This window comes from Blastococcus sp. SYSU D01042, assembly GCF_054050515.1.
This window is the reverse complement of record NZ_JBJGZM010000004.1, coordinates 41,088-55,138: the sequence shown is the minus strand read 5'-3', so window position 1 is coordinate 55,138 and position 14,051 is coordinate 41,088. Positions and strand designations below refer to the sequence as shown.

Below are 14,051 nucleotides of genomic sequence, written 5' to 3'. Positions count from 1 at the left end.
GGGGTCCTCGCTACCCCGCACGGGTGACCCGCGCGCAGGGGCCGCGGGGGGCGGACGGCACGATGGGGGCGTGACGGCCGGGACACGCAGCTCCATCTCGCCCTACGCGGTGTTCGACCGCGAGTCGTGGCGGGCGCTCGCCGCGGGGACGCGCCTCCCGCTGGACGAGGCGGACCTGTCCGCGCTCGCCTCGCTGGGCGACCGCATCGACCTCGACGAGGTGGCCACCGTCTACCTCCCGCTGGCCCGGCTGCTCGGGCTGCACGTCGCGGCGAGCCGCCGGCTGTGGGCGGCGCAGAGCGAGTTCCTGGGCGACTCGACGGCCAAGGTGCCCTTCGTCATCGCCGTCGCCGGCAGCGTCGCGGTCGGCAAGAGCACCACGGCCCGGCTGCTGCAGACGCTGCTGGCCGCGAGCCCGGGCTCCCCCCGGGTCGACCTGGTGACCACCGACGGCTTCCTGCTGCCCAACGCCGCGCTCGAGGCCCGGGGCCTGATGGGCCGCAAGGGCTTCCCGGAGAGCTACGACCGCCGCGCCCTGCTGCGCTTCCTGGCCGACGTCAAGAGCGGCCGGGAGAAGGTGTTCGCGCCGGTCTACGACCACCAGTCCTACGACATCGTCCCGGGCACCCAGCAGGCCGTCGACCGCCCGGACATCCTGGTGGTCGAGGGGCTGAACGTCCTCCAGGCGGGCCGCCGCTCCGACGGCACCGCCCCCGAGGTCTTCGCCTCGGACTTCTTCGACTTCTCGGTGTACGTCGACGCCGCCGAGGCCGACATCCAGACCTGGTACGTCGAGCGCTTCCTCGCCCTGCGCCGGACCGCGTTCGCGGACACCTCCGCCTTCTTCCACCGCTTCGCCGACCTCACCGACGAGCAGGCGCGCGAGACCGCCCTGGGCATCTGGTCGGCGGTCAACGCGCCGAACCTGCGCGACAACATCGCCCCGACCCGGTCGCGCGCCCGGCTGGTGCTGCAGAAGGCCGCCGACCACTCGGTCCGCCGCATCCTGCTCCGCAAGCTCTGAGGGGCGCGCCGTACGGGCCGCGGCCCTTGGCAGATGTGCACCACTCCTCGGGATGACATCGTGATGTGGGTCACTCGGCGACGCTGCGGGCGCGCGCACACTGGTCGCAGTCCGGTCACCGGACGGCCACGACCTGCCACCTCCCCCGACGGACGGAAGCGCCATGTGCCCTCACGTAACCCCGTGCCCGGACGCCGCCAGCGAGGCTGCTGACCTCGCCGCCGTGGTCCGCGCCCACCCCGAGCAGGGCTGGAGCCTGCTGTGCAACGGCGTCGTCCTGTTCGACGACGACGGGGAACTGCTCCCCGACGGCCGCGCCGTCGCCGCCCCGCACACCTGGCTGGCCGCCGAGCTCGTCAGCGCCTGACCGCGCCGCGCCCGCCGTCGGGCCGCCGGGCGAGCACGACGAGCTCGTGACCGGGCCGGTCCGTCGCCTCCCGCACGTCCTCGGGCTCCAGGCCCGCGGCACGCAGCGAGTCGGCGAGCTCCTGCTCGGTGCGGAAGCGCAGCGTCGAGTCCGAGGTCACCCGCGCGCCGTCCGGGAAGGCGAACGTCCACCGGAACGAGACCAGGGGCTCGCGCACCGCGGTGACGTCGACCCACGCCTCGACCGGACCGACGCCCGGGACCTCGGCGCGCGTCCACGACCGCTCACGCGTCCACTCCCGCCACGCCTCCCGTTCCGGCCGCCGGCTCTCCAGGACCAGCCGGCCGCCCGGCCGCAGCGCGGCCCGGACGCCCGCGAGGGTGGCCGCCCAGTCGGCGTCGGTGAGGAACACCTGGGCGACGTTCCCGGTCATCGTCACCAGGTCCACCCGCAGCGGCGGCAGTGACGGCACGTCACCGAGCACCCAGCGGACCCGCTCGGCGTGCGGCTTGCGCCGGGCCACGTCGAGCGAGGCGGCCGCCGGGTCCAGGCCCACCACCTGCACCCCGCGCGCGGCGAGCAGGCAGGCGAGGGTGCCCGTGCCGCAGCCGACGTCGAGGACCGAGCCCGCCCCCAGTCGCCCGGCGAGCGCCAGGTACGGCTCCAGGTCGGTCCGGGAGCCGTCGAAGGTGTCGTAGACGGCGGCCAGCCGCGGGTCGGCGAAGACCGGGTCGGCCACCGCTCCCCCGCCCGCGGTCACGCGCCGGCGCGGCGGGCGACGTCCTCCAGCCGGTCGCGGTAGGCCCGCCACCACCCGGCGTCCCGGTCCGGCAGGTTGTCGCCGACCGACTGGTTGCCCACCGAGCCGTCGACCAGCTCCCGGACGATGTCGGCATGGCCGGCATGCCGGTGGGTCTCGGCGATGACGTGCACGAGCACGCGGTGCAGCGTGACCTCCGGGCGCGACCACCACGGCACCGTGCCGACGGCGTCGATCGGCAGCTCGGCGACCGCGGCGTCCGTCCGCGCCCACGCGCGGCGGTAGCCGGCCAGGACGTCCTCCCTCGACTCCTCCCCGGTGGCCCACATGTCCACGTTGTCCTCCGCGTCATCGGAGAACCACGGGTGCGCGAAGCCGACCGGCCGGCCGAAGGGCACGCTGAAGTAGCCGGTCTCCACCAGCGCCAGGTGCTTCACCAGGCCGAGCAGGTTGGTGCCCGTCGGCGTGAGCGGACGGCGGAGGTCGTACTCCGACAGCCCGTCGAGCTTGAACACGAGGACGTCGCGGCCCTCCTGCAGGTAGGTCAGCAGCGCGGCCTTGACGCCGTCCTCGGTGGTCACGGACGGCACCCTGCCACGCGGCACCGACAGCGCGGGCCCTCAGGCGTTGGCACCCACCACGTCGGCCGCCGTCCCGAGGTCGTCCGGCGCCCCGGCCGACCGCCCCGGCGTCGACCCGTCGGCCTCCGGCGCGTGCTCGCCGAAGTCGTCCTCGGCGAACGCCTCGATGGGCGGGCAGGCGCATACCAGGTTGCGGTCGCCGTAGGCCTGGTCGATGCGCCGGACCGGGCTCAGGTACATGCGGCCCTGCAGCCCGCGCACCGGGTACACCGCCGTCGTCCGCGGGTAGGGGCGCTCCCACTCCCCCGCCAGCATGGCCAGCGTGTGCGGGGCGTTGCGCAGCGGGTTGTCGGTGCGGTCGTACTCCCCCGTCGCGACCTTCTCGATCTCGCCGCGGATGGTCACCATCGCCTCGACGAAGCGGTCGAGCTCGGCCTTGTCCTCGCTCTCGGTCGGCTCGACCATCAGCGTGCCGGCGACCGGGAAGCTCATCGTCGGGGCGTGGAAACCGAAGTCGATGAGCCGCTTGGCGATGTCGTCGTTGGTGATCCCGGTGGCCTTGGTCAGCGGCCGGATGTCGAGGATGCACTCGTGGGCGACCATGCCGTCCGCGCCGGTGTAGAGCACCGGGAAGTGCTCGCGCAGCCGGGCGGCCAGGTAGTTCGCGCCGAGGATGGCGTGCTCGGTGGCCCGGGTGAGGCCGTCGGGCCCCATGAGCCGCACGTAGGCCCACGAGATCGGCAGGATGCCCGCGGAGCCGAAGGGGGCGCCGGAGACGGCCGGGCCGGCGGTGCCGGTGTCGACCAGCGGGTGCCCCGGCAGGAACGGCACCAGGTGCTCGGCGACGCCGATCGGCCCGACGCCGGGCCCGCCGCCGCCGTGCGGGATGCAGAAGGTCTTGTGCAGATTGAGGTGGCTGACGTCGGAGCCGAACCGGCCGGGCCGGGCCAGCCCGACCAGCGCGTTGAGGTTGGCGCCGTCGACGTACACCTGACCGCCGGCGTCGTGCACCGCGGCGCAGATCTCGCGCACCTCGGTCTCGTACACGCCGTGGGTCGAGGGGTAGGTCAGCATGATCGCCGCCAGCCGCTCGGCGTGCTGGTCCACCTTCGCGCGCAGGTCGGCCAGGTCCACGTTGCCGGCCTCGTCGCAGGCGACGACGACGACGCGCATGCCGGCCATGACGGCGCTGGCTGCGTTCGTGCCGTGCGCGGAGCTGGGGATGAGGCAGACGTCGCGCTTCTCCTCGCCGCGCGAGCGGTGGTACCCGCGGATGGCCAGCAGCCCGGCGAACTCGCCCTGCGAGCCGGCGTTGGGCTGCACGCTGACCGCGGCGTAGCCGGTGACCTCGGCCAGCCAGCCGCACAGCTCGTCGACGAGGCGGCTGTAACCGCGGGCCTGCTCGGCGGGCGCGAACGGGTGCAGCCCGGCGAACTCCGGCCAGGTGATGGCCGCCATCTCGGTGGCCGCGTTGAGCTTCATGGTGCAGGAGCCCAGCGGGATCATCGTGCGGTCCAGCGCGAGGTCCTTGTCGCTGAGCATCCGCAGGTAGCGCAGCATCGCGGTCTCCGAGCGGTGCGCGGAGAAGACCGGGTGGGTGAGATAGGCCGTCCGGCGGCGCAGGTCGGCCGGGAGAGCGTCACCGCCGTCGGCGTCGAGCGCGGCGTCGTCGAACGCGACCCCGAACGCCTCGGCGACGGCGCGCAGGATCTCCGGCGTGGTGGTCTCGTCGCACGCGACCGCGACCGTGTCGGCGTCCACGAGGCGGAGGTTGATCCGCCGCTCCGCCGCCGCCGCGACCACCTCGGCGGCCCGGCCGGGCACCGGGACGGTCAGCGTGTCGAAGAAGTGCTCGTGCGCCGGGGCGAGGCCACCGGCGCGGAGCGCGCCGGCCAGCGCGTGGGCGCTGCGGTGCACGCGGGCCGCGATCGCCGCGAGGCCCTCGGGGCCGTGGTAGACCGCGTAGGCGCCGGCCATGACGGCCAGGAGCACCTGGGCGGTGCAGATGTTGCTGGTCGCCTTCTCGCGGCGGATGTGCTGCTCGCGGGTCTGCAGCGCCAGCCGGTAGGCGACGTCCCCGTCCGCGTCGACCGAGACGCCGACGAGCCTGCCGGGCAGCTGTCGGGCCAGGCCCTCGCGGACCGACAGGTAGCCCGCGTGGGGGCCGCCGTAGCCCATGGGGACGCCGAAGCGCTGGGTGGTGCCGCAGGCGACGTCGGCACCCCACGCCCCCGGCGCCTCGAGCAGCGTGAGGGCGAGCAGGTCGGCGGCGACCACGACGGAGGCACCGGCCGCGTGGGCGGCCTCGGCGAGCGCGCGGTGGTCGCGGACGGCGCCGCTGGCGCCCGGGTAGGACAGCAGCACGCCGAAGGCCCCGGCCTCGGGCAGGTCGGCGGGCCAGCCCCGGGACAGGTCGGCCACGTGCAGCGTGATGCCGAGCGGCTCGGCGCGGGTCTCGAGGACGGCGAGCGTCTGGGGCAGCGTGTCGGCGTCGACGACGAAGACCGCGTCGGCCGTGGCGCGGCCGGCGCGGCGGACCAGCGTCATGGCCTCGGCGGCGGCGGTGGCCTCGTCGAGCATGGAGGCGCCGGCGACGTCGAGGCCGGTGAGGTCGGCGACCATCGTCTGGAAGTTGATCAGCGCCTCGAGCCGGCCCTGGCTGATCTCGGGCTGGTAGGGCGTGTAGGCGGTGTACCAGGCCGGGTTCTCGAGCACGGTGCGCTGGATGACCGTCGGCGTGATCGTGCCGTAGTAGCCCAGGCCGATCATCGAGGTGAGGACGTCGTTGTCGGCGGCCCGCTCGCGCAGCTCGGCGAGCACGGCGGCCTCGTCCGCGGCAGCGGGCAGCGCGAGCGGCGTCCGGTCGCGGACCTTCTCGGGCACGCACGCGTCGGCGAGCGACTCGAGCGTCGGGTACCCGACCACCGCGAGCATCTCCGCGGTGTCCCCCGCCCGCGGCCCGATGTGCCGGGCGGCGAAGGATCCGGCGGGGTTCAGCGAGCTCAGCGACGGAAGCGAGCCGGACAGTGGCGGAAGCGCCCCGTCCGTAGGTCCAGCGACGGTCTCCACGCGGTCTGCCACTGGCAGAACGCTACCAGCGGGATGTCGACCCGGGCGGGGGCCCGGAGGACCGCGAGCTCACATGGCCCGGCGGCGGCGGCGCATCGACAGCTCGTCGTCGGCGGCGGCCATCGGGGCGCCGTCGACGCGCTCGGCGGGCAGCTCGGCGAGCTCGCCGGACAGCTCGCGCAGCGCGCCGGAGACGGCGATGCCGAAGACCCCCTGACCGCCGGCGAGCAGGTCCACGACCTCCTCGGCGGAGGTGCACTCGTAGACGGTGGCGCCGTCGGAGAAGAGCGTGACGTTGGCGAGGTCCTTAATGCCGCGGTTGCGCAGGTGGTCGACGGCCTTGCGGATGTTCTGCAGGGAGACGCCGGTGTCGAGCAGCCGCTTGACGACCTTGAGCACGAGGATGTCGCGGAAGGAGTACAGCCGCTGCGTGCCGGAGCCGGTGGCGCTGCGGACGGAGGGGGCGACGAGGCCGGTGCGGGCCCAGTAGTCGAGCTGGCGGTAGGTGATGCCCGCAGCGGCGCAGGCGGTCGGGCCGCGGTAGCCGACGAGGTCGGTGTCGACCTCGTCGTACGCGGGCGCTCCCACTGCGGCGTCGCTGAAGAGCTGACCCTGGGAGCCCTGGTCCTGGTCGCTCACGTCGGCGTCCTCCTCCGTCCCGCTCCGCTGGTGCGGGGCGGGTCCACGGCCGGCACCCCAGGCGGGCGATCCGTGGGGATCCCGCCCACCGACCTCAGGTGTCACACCGTTGTTGTTCGCCGACCGTAAGCCGGGCCCGGGGGTCGGTCAACTGAGCGGGGCGGCGTGTCGCTCCGCTCATCATTTCGGGTGGAGTGCCGCGGCGAGCTGCCGATGCTCTCGGGATGGGCCCGTTCAGGCGGGGCCGCCGGACCCTCCGCCGGACCCCGAGCCGGCCCCGAAGTCCTCCGGCGAGATCTGGTCGAGGAACTCGCGGAACTTCTCGACCTCGTCCTCCTGCTCGTCGGGGATCTCGATGCCCACCTCGTCGAGCAGGTCCTCGGCACCGAAGATCGGCGAGCCGGTGCGCACGGCCAGCGCGACGGCGTCCGAGGGCCGGGCGCTGACCACCCGCTCGTCACCCAGCACGAGCTCGGCGATGTAGATGCCGTCGCGCATCTCGGTGATGTGGACGGCCTCGAGCTCGGCGCCGAGCGCGGTGATGACCTCGCGCAGGAGGTCGTGGGTCATGGGACGGGCGGGCCGGACGCCCTGCTGCTCGAAAGCGATGGCCGCGGCCTCGACCGCGCCGATCCAGATCGGCAGGTACCGCTCCCCCTGCGTCTCCTTGAGCAGCAGGATCGGCTGGTTCCCGGGCAGCTCCACCCGGACGCCGACGACTCGAAGCTCCTGCACGGTACGGCTCCCTCGGCTGCGTGCCCGGTGGTGCGGACCGACGGTGTCGGCCGGCTGGGGCGGGGTGGTGGCTGGTTCGCGGGGCGGGACGGCGACGGGTTCACCGTACGCCGGGTCAGGGGCGCAGGAGGTCCCGGAGCCGCGCCTCCAGCAACGCGGTGTGCAGCTGCGCGGACAGGCCGGCGAGCTCGCGCAGCTTCTCGGTGGCCCGGGTGCGCGCCTCCTCCGAGCGCGCCCGCAGGACCGGGGCGACGAGCTGCTCGACCAGGCCGGCCTCGCGCTCGACGCCGCTGCGGTAGACCCGCAGGTGGCGCGGCTCGATGCCGTGCCGCGCGAGCCCGGCGGCGGCGCGGGCCACGGCCAGGTCGGCGACCGGGTGCCGGCCGTCGGCGTCGGTCGCGAGGAGGCCGAACTGCACGCAGTCGGCCAGCTGCTGGGGTTCCAGCCCGGCGGCCCGCGCGAACTGGTCGGGGGTCAGCGGCGCCGCCTCGCCGTCGGCACCGCCGGGGGCCGGCGGCGGCACGGTGGCCGGACCGGAGGTGCCGGGCACCGGCTCGCCGCGGTCGAGGGCCTCGAGGTGGTCCTTGATGACGCGCAGCGGGAGGTAGTGGTCCCGCTGCGCGGTCAGGACGTAGCGCAGCCGGCTCACGTCGGCCCGCGAGAACTTCCGGTACCCCGACGGCGTGCGCTGCGGGTGCACCAGGTCCTCGGACTCGAGGTACCGGATCTTGCTGATCGTCACGTCGGGGAAGTCGTCGCGAAGAACAGCCAGCACCTCGCCGATGGTCAGGCGGGGCGTGTGCTGGTCGGCGGCGTCCCCGAGCGCGCTCTCGCGCTCGGGCACGCCCACTAGCGAGCGGCCGGCTCGCCGGTGCGCGGACCGGTCAGGTAGACGAGGCGGAACTTGCCGATCTGCACCTCGTCACCGCCGGCCAGGGTGGCGACGTCGACCGGCTCGCGGTTGACGTAGGTGCCGTTGAGGCTGCCGACGTCGTGCACGGAGAAGCCGCCGCCCTCGCGGTGGAACTCCACGTGCCGGCGGCTGACGGTCACGTCGTCGAGGAAGATGTCGCTGTCGGGGTGCCGGCCGGCCGTGGTGACGTCCTGGTCGAGCAGGAAGCGGCTGCCGGCGTTGGGCCCGCGCTTGACGACGAGCAGGGCCGACCCGGCCGGGAGGGACTCGACGGCGCCGGCGTGGGCGTCCGCGGGCGACTCGGAGGTCTCCGGCTGCTCGCCGGAGTCCTCACCGCCGACCTTCGGGATCACGCTGGTGGACTCGCCGATGCGCTCAGGGGAGAGCGCCGAGCCGCACTGCGCGCAGAAGCGACTGCCCTCGGGGTTCTCGTGTCCACATCGAGTGCAGTGCACGTTGCGTCTCCTCCGGTGCGAGGGGGCGTCGCCGCGGGCCTCGAGAGGCCGGCGGGCGGCCGGCGGACGACGGGCCGGACGGCCCGTCGGGTGTCGGCCACCGCGGGTGCGGCGGGCCGTGGTCATGGAACCAGCGGTGGACCCGGGGGTCAACCGCGCGTGCGGGTGCGGGGTGGGGAGCTGCGCGGCTGGTGCCGGTGCGTTCCGTCCCCCGTCGCGATCATAGTGAGAGCCGACGCGATCGGCCCTGCAGGCGGGGCCGTCAGGACCCGTCGACGAGGGCCTGGTAGGCGTCGGCGTCCAGCAGCGCGCCGATCGGGTCGCCCCCCTCGCCGGGCACGCTGATCTCGACCAGCCAGCCCGCGCCGTAGGGGTCGGCGTTGATCGTCTCGGGCGCGCCGTCGAGCACGTCGTTGACCGCGGCGACGACGCCGGCGACCGGCGCGTACACGTCGGAGACGGACTTCGTGGACTCCACCTCGCCGATCGGCGTCCCCGGCGTCACCTCGTCCCCCACGGCGGGCAGCTGCACGAAAACGATGTCGCCCAGCGCGTCCTGGGCGTGGTCGGTGATGCCGACGCGGACGACGGTCGACGTCCCGTCGGTGCCCTGCACCAGCGCCCACTCGTGCTGGTCGGTGTAGCGACGGTCGTCCGGGGTGCTCATGCGGCAGGTCTCCATGGTGGTGTGGTCGCGGATCGTCCCCGGTGCGCGCGAGGGGCGCCCGGGGGTCGTTCAGTCGTCCGGCTGAGCGTATTGAGCCTCGGGCAGCGGTCGCAACGCGTCGACGACGAGCTCGGGCACCTGCTCGACGGTGACCGATCCCCCGCGGGAGCCGACGGCCTGCACCACGCCCCCGGGGATGTTGAGCGCCGTCTCGATGTCCTGCGGCGAGCCGAGGACCAGGACGTCGTAGGGGGCGGTGACGGGGCGCCCGTCGATGAGCAGCGCGCCGGGCGTGCCGGTCACGGCGGTGGTGAGGCCGACGCGCACGCCGTCGAACTGCATGGTCTCCGCGCCGGCGCCGCGCAGCTCCTGGATGACGTCGATCAGGTCGGTGACCCGCAGCTCGCCGTCGGGGTCCCGCACGGTGAGGCGCAGCCCCGGCCCCTCGGCGGGGGCGGTGCCGTTGAGGACACCGAGCGAGGCCGCCCGGGACCGGGCCTCCTCCAGCGCCGAGGCGCTCTCGCTGTCGGAGCTGGTGAGCTGCCGCAGCGCGCTGCGCTGGTCGGCGATGAGCTCGCGCAGCCGCACGCCGCGGGAGCTCACCTCGTCGACGATGCGGACCAGGTCCTCCTCGCGCGCACCGGCGAGCGCCTGCTCGTCGTCGGAGTTCCGCACCTGCACGGTGAAGGCGAAGCCGAGCAGCAGGGTGAGCAGTCCGATGAGCACGGCGGCCGGCCGGTCCGGGCGGCGTGCGGGCGGCGGGGCGTCGTCCTCGGTCGGCGGCGGCCCGGGCTCGTCGGTGCTCATGCGCGGAAGACGTGCCGCCGGATGGCCGCGGCGTTGCCGAAGATGCGGATGCCGAGCACCACGACGACGGCGGTGGACAGCTGCGCGCCCACACCGAGCTGGTCGCCGAGGAAGACGATGAGCGCCGCGACGACGACGTTCGAGACGAACGAGATGACGAAGACCTTCGCGTCGAAGATGCCGTCCAGCCGGGCGCGGAACCCGCCGAACACCGCATCCAGCGCCGCCACGACCGCGATAGGCAGGTAGGGCTGCAGCCACAGCGGCACCGTCGGGTCGAGCAGCAGGCCGAGCAGGACGCCGGCCACCAGGCCGAGGATCGGGATCACGGGTCAGTCTCCGGTCGCGGGGTCGGTCGGCGGGTCGTCGGGCTCGGCGGGGTCCTCGGTCACCGGCCGGGCGGAGCGCAACTCGGGGGTGCTCGCCGCGGGCAGCTCCAGCTCCTCCTCGCGGGAGAAGTCGAAGCGGAGCCCGAAGGACTCCTCGATGAGCGCGAGCGCGCGCACCTCGGGGCTGGCGAGGAAACCGTTGGAGAGGGCGCCGGGGTCACCGATGGCGCTCACCTCGTAGGGGTTGGTCACCGGCCGGAAGTCGACGAGCACGGCCTCGCCGGCGAACCGGATGGCGCTGGTCGGGCCCAGCCGCTGGCCGTTGATGCTGATCGCCTCGGCGCCGGCGGCCCACAGCGCGTTCACCACGAGCTGCAGGTCGCCGTCCCGGACCCGCCCGCGGGCGTCGGCCTCGGTGCCACCGCCCACGGGGTCGTCGTCCGGGTCGGAGCCGGCGTTGGCCAGCGTGACGAGCAGGCCCGGGCCGGTGACCGGGACCGCCGCCGCCCCTGCCTCGGCGCGGGCCAGCTCGTCCAGCGCGCGCTGGCCGGTCGTCGAGGAGGCGAGCAGCTCGTCGCGCGCACGGGTCACCTCGGCCCGCAGCTCCTCGAGCTCCGCGGCCAGCGCGTCGCTGGCGTCGGACTCGGCGCGGATGTCGGCGACCAGCGCGGCCCGGATCTCCTCCCGGCCCTGCACCCGTGCGGCGGCCAGGTCGTAGGTCACCGCCACGAGCACCCCGGCCACGACCATGGTCAGCGCCACCAGCACCCGGCCCCGCCACCACGGGCGGGGCGCGGCGGACGCACCGGTGCGCCGGGCCTCGGCTGCCTGGGCGTAGGCGGGGTCGAGGGTCTCGGCGAGCACGTCGTCGAGCAGCGAGGCACCCAGGGAGCGGGGCCCTCCACCCGGCCGGGGCCCGGTCACGGCACCGCGCCCGCCCGCTCGGCCCGCACGATGCCGAGCACCTGGACGACGTAGAAGCCGCCGGCCAGCAGGTACAGGGCGGTGCCCCAGATCGTGAACGCCCAGGCGAAGGGCGCGATGGCCGTGGCCAGCCACCCGTCGCCGTCCGCGAGCAGCAGGCCGGGGAAGGCGTAGAGCAGCAGGAAGGTCGCCGCCTTGCCCAGGTAGTGCACCTGGAGCGGCGGGTAGCCGTAGCGCCGCAGCACCAGCAGCATGACGCCGAGCACGAGTTCGCGGCCCACCAGCAGCGCGACCAGCCAGGCGGGCGCGATCTCGCGCAGCGCCAGCGCGATCAGCGTGCAGACGATGTAGAGCCGGTCGGCCGCGGGGTCCAGCAGGGCACCGAGCCGGCTGCTCTGGTCCAGCCACCGCGCGAGCTTGCCGTCGGCCCAGTCGGTGACGCCCGAGACCATGAGCACGATGACGGCCCAGCCGTCGGCCTCGGGTCCCAGCAGCAGCCAGAGGAACAGCGGCACACCGAGCAGGCGCAGCACCGACAGCGCGTTCGGCAGCGTCCACACCCGGTCGGGGAGCTCGTCCCGCCCGAGGGGGGCGGCCCCGTGCGCCGCCGCCGTCTCGGCCGACGGCCCGTTGGACGACGTCACGATCCCCCCACCCTGCTGTCCGGCTGGGAGCAGGCTAGTGGACGGGCCGCAGTGCTCAGGCGGGCACCGAGAGGGAGGCGGGAGCCGGCTCGTGCCCGAGCGGCCGGCGGTCGAACGAGCCGGTGCCGTGGGTGAGCGAGCGCAGCGCCCCGGGGTAGCCGAGCAGCTCGATCTCGGGCACCTCGGCGTGGACGGTCGCCCGGTCCTCGCCGGGGTCGGTGTCGCTGCCGGTGACCCGCGCCCGCCGCGAGGACAGGTCGCTCATCACGGCACCGACGTACTCGGCGGGCACCTGCACCGCGACCGCGCACCACGGCTCGAGCACCCGCGTCCCGGCGGCGGAGGCGAGCTCGCGGAGGGCCAGCCCGCCGGCGGCCTGGAAGGCGGCGTCGGAGGAGTCGACCGAGTGCGCCTTGCCGTCGACCAGGGTGACGTGCACATCGACGACGGCACGGTCGCTGCCCAGGCCGCGCTCGGCCTGCGCACGGATGCCCTTCTCCACGCTGGCGTGGAACTGGCTGGGGACGGTGCCGCCGACGATCCGCTGGTCGAAGACGATGCCGCTGCCGGGCGGGCCGGGTTCGCCCTCGACGACGACCACGGCGTACTGCCCGTGCCCGCCGGACTGCTTCACGTGCCGGGCGGTGACCCGCGCGGGGCCGGCGAGCGTCTCGACCAGCGGCACCCGCACCGGGACCGTCGCCACCGACACCCCGTGCCGGCTGCGCAGCCGCTCGAGCAGCACCTCGGCGTGCGCCTCGCCGACGCACCACAGCAGCAGCTGGCCGGTCTCGGGCCGGCGTTCCAGCCGGACGGTCGGGTCCTCCGCGACCAGCCGGGCCAGGGCGGTGGCCAGCCGGTCCTCGTCGGCGCGCGAGGCGGCCTCGACGGCGACCGGCTGCTGCGGCGTCGGCAGCTGCCACGGCGGCACCAGCCGCGGGTCCTCCGGCGAGGACAGCGTGTCGCCGGTCTCGGCGCTGGTCAGCCGGGCGATGGCGCAGACGTCCCCGGCGGGGCAGGCTGCGACCGGCCGCAGCAGCGTGCCGAGCGGTGAGGTGATGGCGCCGATCCGCTCGTCGACGTCGTGGTCGGGGTGCCCGCGGTCGGCCATGCCGTGGCCGGAGACGTGGACGGCGACGTCCGGGCGCAGCGTCCCGGAGAAGACGCGGACGAGCGAGACCCGGCCGACGTACGGGTCGGTCGTCGTCTTGACCACCTCGGCGACCAGCGGGCCGTCCGGGTCGCAGGACAGCGCCGGGGCGGGCGACCCGTCGGGCCGCGTCACCGGCGGGCAGCCGTGCTCGGTCGGGCCGGGGAAACCGGCGACGACGAGCTCGAGCAGCGCGTCGACGCCGGTGCCCGACGGCGGGGCGGCGCAGAGCACCGGGTGGAAGTGGGCGCGGGCCACCGCCGTCTCCAGGTCGGCGATGAGGTCGGCCTGGACCAACTCGTCACCGGCGAGGTAGCGCTCCATCAGCGCCTCGTCCTCGCTCTCGCCGATGATCCCCTCGATCAGCTCCGAGCGGAGCCGGTCGGCGTCCTTCTCCCCCGCCGACCCGGTGGCGCCGGGGTCGAGGAGCGACACCAGGCCGCGGACCGAGCCGTCCGGGGCCCGGTCGACGAGGTGGACGGGGTAGACGCCCTCCCCCAGGAGCACCTGGCACATCCGGACGGCGTCGTCCACGTCGGCCTGCGGGCGGTCGATCTGGGTGAGCACCACCGCGCGCGGCATGTCGACGGCGGCGCACTCCCGCCACAGCGCGACGGTGGTGGCGTCGACCCCGTTGACGGCCGAGACGACGAAGAGGGCGGCGTCCGCGGCCCGCAGGCCGGCGCGCAGCTCCCCCACGAAGTCCGGCGCGCCCGGGGTGTCCAGCAGCGTGATCCGGTGACCGGCGTGCTCGACGGTGGCCACGCCCAGCGACACCGAGCGCCGCTGGCGGACCTCGACGTCCTCGGTGTCCAGGCACGTGGTGCCGTCCTCGACCCGGCCGGCGCGGGGCAGCGCGCCCGTGGCCACGAGCAGCGCCTCGGCCAGCGTCGTCTTGCCGGCGCCCGAGTGGCCGACCAGGGCGACGTTGCGCACCTGCTCGGCCGCGCGTGGAGCGGGCGCGGCCACGGTCTCCTTCGCCATCGG

15 protein-coding genes are annotated in these 14,051 nt (G+C 75.0%); 2 read left to right on the top strand and 13 right to left on the bottom strand.

The features are described from left to right. The first annotated feature begins 70 nt into the window (after window positions 1-70). Both coaA and ACI79H_RS09195 read left to right on the top strand, forming a co-directional pair. Window positions 71-1,024, top strand: a complete 954-nt coding sequence (gene coaA / locus ACI79H_RS09200) for a type I pantothenate kinase (RefSeq protein ID WP_456554068.1) — start codon at window positions 71-73, stop codon at window positions 1,022-1,024. Window positions 1,025-1,187: 163 nt separating this feature from the next. Next, the gene (locus ACI79H_RS09195; RefSeq protein WP_456554067.1) at window positions 1,188-1,391 is read left to right on the top strand and encodes a DUF5999 family protein; all 204 of its coding nucleotides are present in this window, start codon (window positions 1,188-1,190) and stop codon (window positions 1,389-1,391) included. Here the strand turns inward: ACI79H_RS09195 and ACI79H_RS09190 are convergent. The 13 genes from ACI79H_RS09190 to ACI79H_RS09130 all read right to left on the bottom strand — a co-directional run bounded on the left by ACI79H_RS09190 (window position 1,381) and on the right by ACI79H_RS09130 (window position 14,048). Next, window positions 1,381-2,130, bottom strand: a complete 750-nt coding sequence (locus ACI79H_RS09190) for a class I SAM-dependent methyltransferase (RefSeq protein WP_456554066.1) — start codon at window positions 2,128-2,130, stop codon at window positions 1,381-1,383. The two genes, ACI79H_RS09195 and ACI79H_RS09190, sit on opposite strands and share 11 nt — an antisense overlap. Window positions 2,131-2,147: 17 nt before the next feature. Continuing rightward, window positions 2,148-2,732 carry a DinB family protein gene (locus tag ACI79H_RS09185; RefSeq protein ID WP_456554065.1) on the bottom strand — a complete coding sequence of 195 codons (585 nt, stop codon included), beginning with the start codon at window positions 2,730-2,732 and terminating at the stop codon, window positions 2,148-2,150. A 39-nt stretch (window positions 2,733-2,771) separates the two neighbouring features. Continuing rightward, window positions 2,772-5,801, bottom strand: coding sequence for an aminomethyl-transferring glycine dehydrogenase (gene gcvP / locus ACI79H_RS09180; protein WP_456554410.1), 3,030 nt, complete (start codon window positions 5,799-5,801; stop codon window positions 2,772-2,774). 69 nt (window positions 5,802-5,870) lie between these two features. Next, window positions 5,871-6,440 (bottom strand): MerR family transcriptional regulator, encoded by a 570-nt coding sequence (locus ACI79H_RS09175; protein ID WP_456554064.1) that lies wholly within the window; start codon window positions 6,438-6,440, stop codon window positions 5,871-5,873. Window positions 6,441-6,674: 234 nt separating this feature from the next. Continuing rightward, entirely contained in the window at window positions 6,675-7,175 is a 501-nt protein-coding gene (locus ACI79H_RS09170) for a bifunctional nuclease family protein (RefSeq protein WP_456554063.1), read from the bottom strand. Between the two features lie 115 nt (window positions 7,176-7,290). Further along, complete coding sequence (gene ftsR, locus ACI79H_RS09165; RefSeq protein ID WP_456554062.1) at window positions 7,291-8,019, bottom strand: transcriptional regulator FtsR; 729 nt, start codon at window positions 8,017-8,019, stop codon at window positions 7,291-7,293. 5 nt (window positions 8,020-8,024) lie between these two features. Continuing rightward, on the bottom strand, window positions 8,025-8,543 hold the full coding sequence (odhI, locus tag ACI79H_RS09160; protein WP_456554061.1) for an oxoglutarate dehydrogenase inhibitor Odhl: 519 nt from the start codon (window positions 8,541-8,543) through the stop codon (window positions 8,025-8,027). Window positions 8,544-8,805: 262 nt separating this feature from the next. Further along, a complete protein-coding gene (gene gcvH, locus ACI79H_RS09155; RefSeq protein ID WP_456554060.1) occupies window positions 8,806-9,210 on the bottom strand; it encodes a glycine cleavage system protein GcvH in 405 nt (134 codons plus the stop codon). Window positions 9,211-9,279: 69 nt separating this feature from the next. After that, a complete protein-coding gene (locus ACI79H_RS09150) occupies window positions 9,280-10,017 on the bottom strand; it encodes a DUF881 domain-containing protein (RefSeq protein WP_456554059.1) in 738 nt (245 codons plus the stop codon). Beyond that, the gene (locus tag ACI79H_RS09145; RefSeq protein ID WP_091771409.1) at window positions 10,014-10,346 is read right to left on the bottom strand and encodes a small basic family protein; all 333 of its coding nucleotides are present in this window, start codon (window positions 10,344-10,346) and stop codon (window positions 10,014-10,016) included. Before ACI79H_RS09145 ends, ACI79H_RS09150 begins: the two co-directional genes overlap by 4 nt. 3 nt (window positions 10,347-10,349) lie before the next feature. After that, a complete protein-coding gene (locus ACI79H_RS09140) occupies window positions 10,350-11,270 on the bottom strand; it encodes a DUF881 domain-containing protein (RefSeq protein ID WP_456554058.1) in 921 nt (306 codons plus the stop codon). Continuing rightward, window positions 11,267-11,914 (bottom strand): CDP-alcohol phosphatidyltransferase family protein, encoded by a 648-nt coding sequence (locus tag ACI79H_RS09135; protein ID WP_456554057.1) that lies wholly within the window; start codon window positions 11,912-11,914, stop codon window positions 11,267-11,269. The genes ACI79H_RS09140 and ACI79H_RS09135 overlap by 4 nt, the downstream gene beginning before the upstream one ends. A 55-nt stretch (window positions 11,915-11,969) precedes the next feature. Continuing rightward, window positions 11,970-14,048, bottom strand: coding sequence for an elongation factor G-like protein EF-G2 (locus ACI79H_RS09130; RefSeq protein ID WP_456554056.1), 2,079 nt, complete (start codon window positions 14,046-14,048; stop codon window positions 11,970-11,972). Window positions 14,049-14,051: the final 3 nt, after the last annotated feature.

Coding starts and splice junctions, on each gene's coding strand:
- ACI79H_RS09195 (WP_456554067.1), top strand. CDS start 1,188: ATGTGCCCTCACGTAACCCCGTGCCCGGACGCCGCCAGCGAGGCTGCT.
- gcvH (WP_456554060.1), bottom strand. CDS start 9,210: ATGAGCACCCCGGACGACCGTCGCTACACCGACCAGCACGAGTGGGCG.
- ACI79H_RS09150 (WP_456554059.1), bottom strand. CDS start 10,017: ATGAGCACCGACGAGCCCGGGCCGCCGCCGACCGAGGACGACGCCCCG.
- ACI79H_RS09130 (WP_456554056.1), bottom strand. CDS start 14,048: ATGGCGAAGGAGACCGTGGCCGCGCCCGCTCCACGCGCGGCCGAGCAG.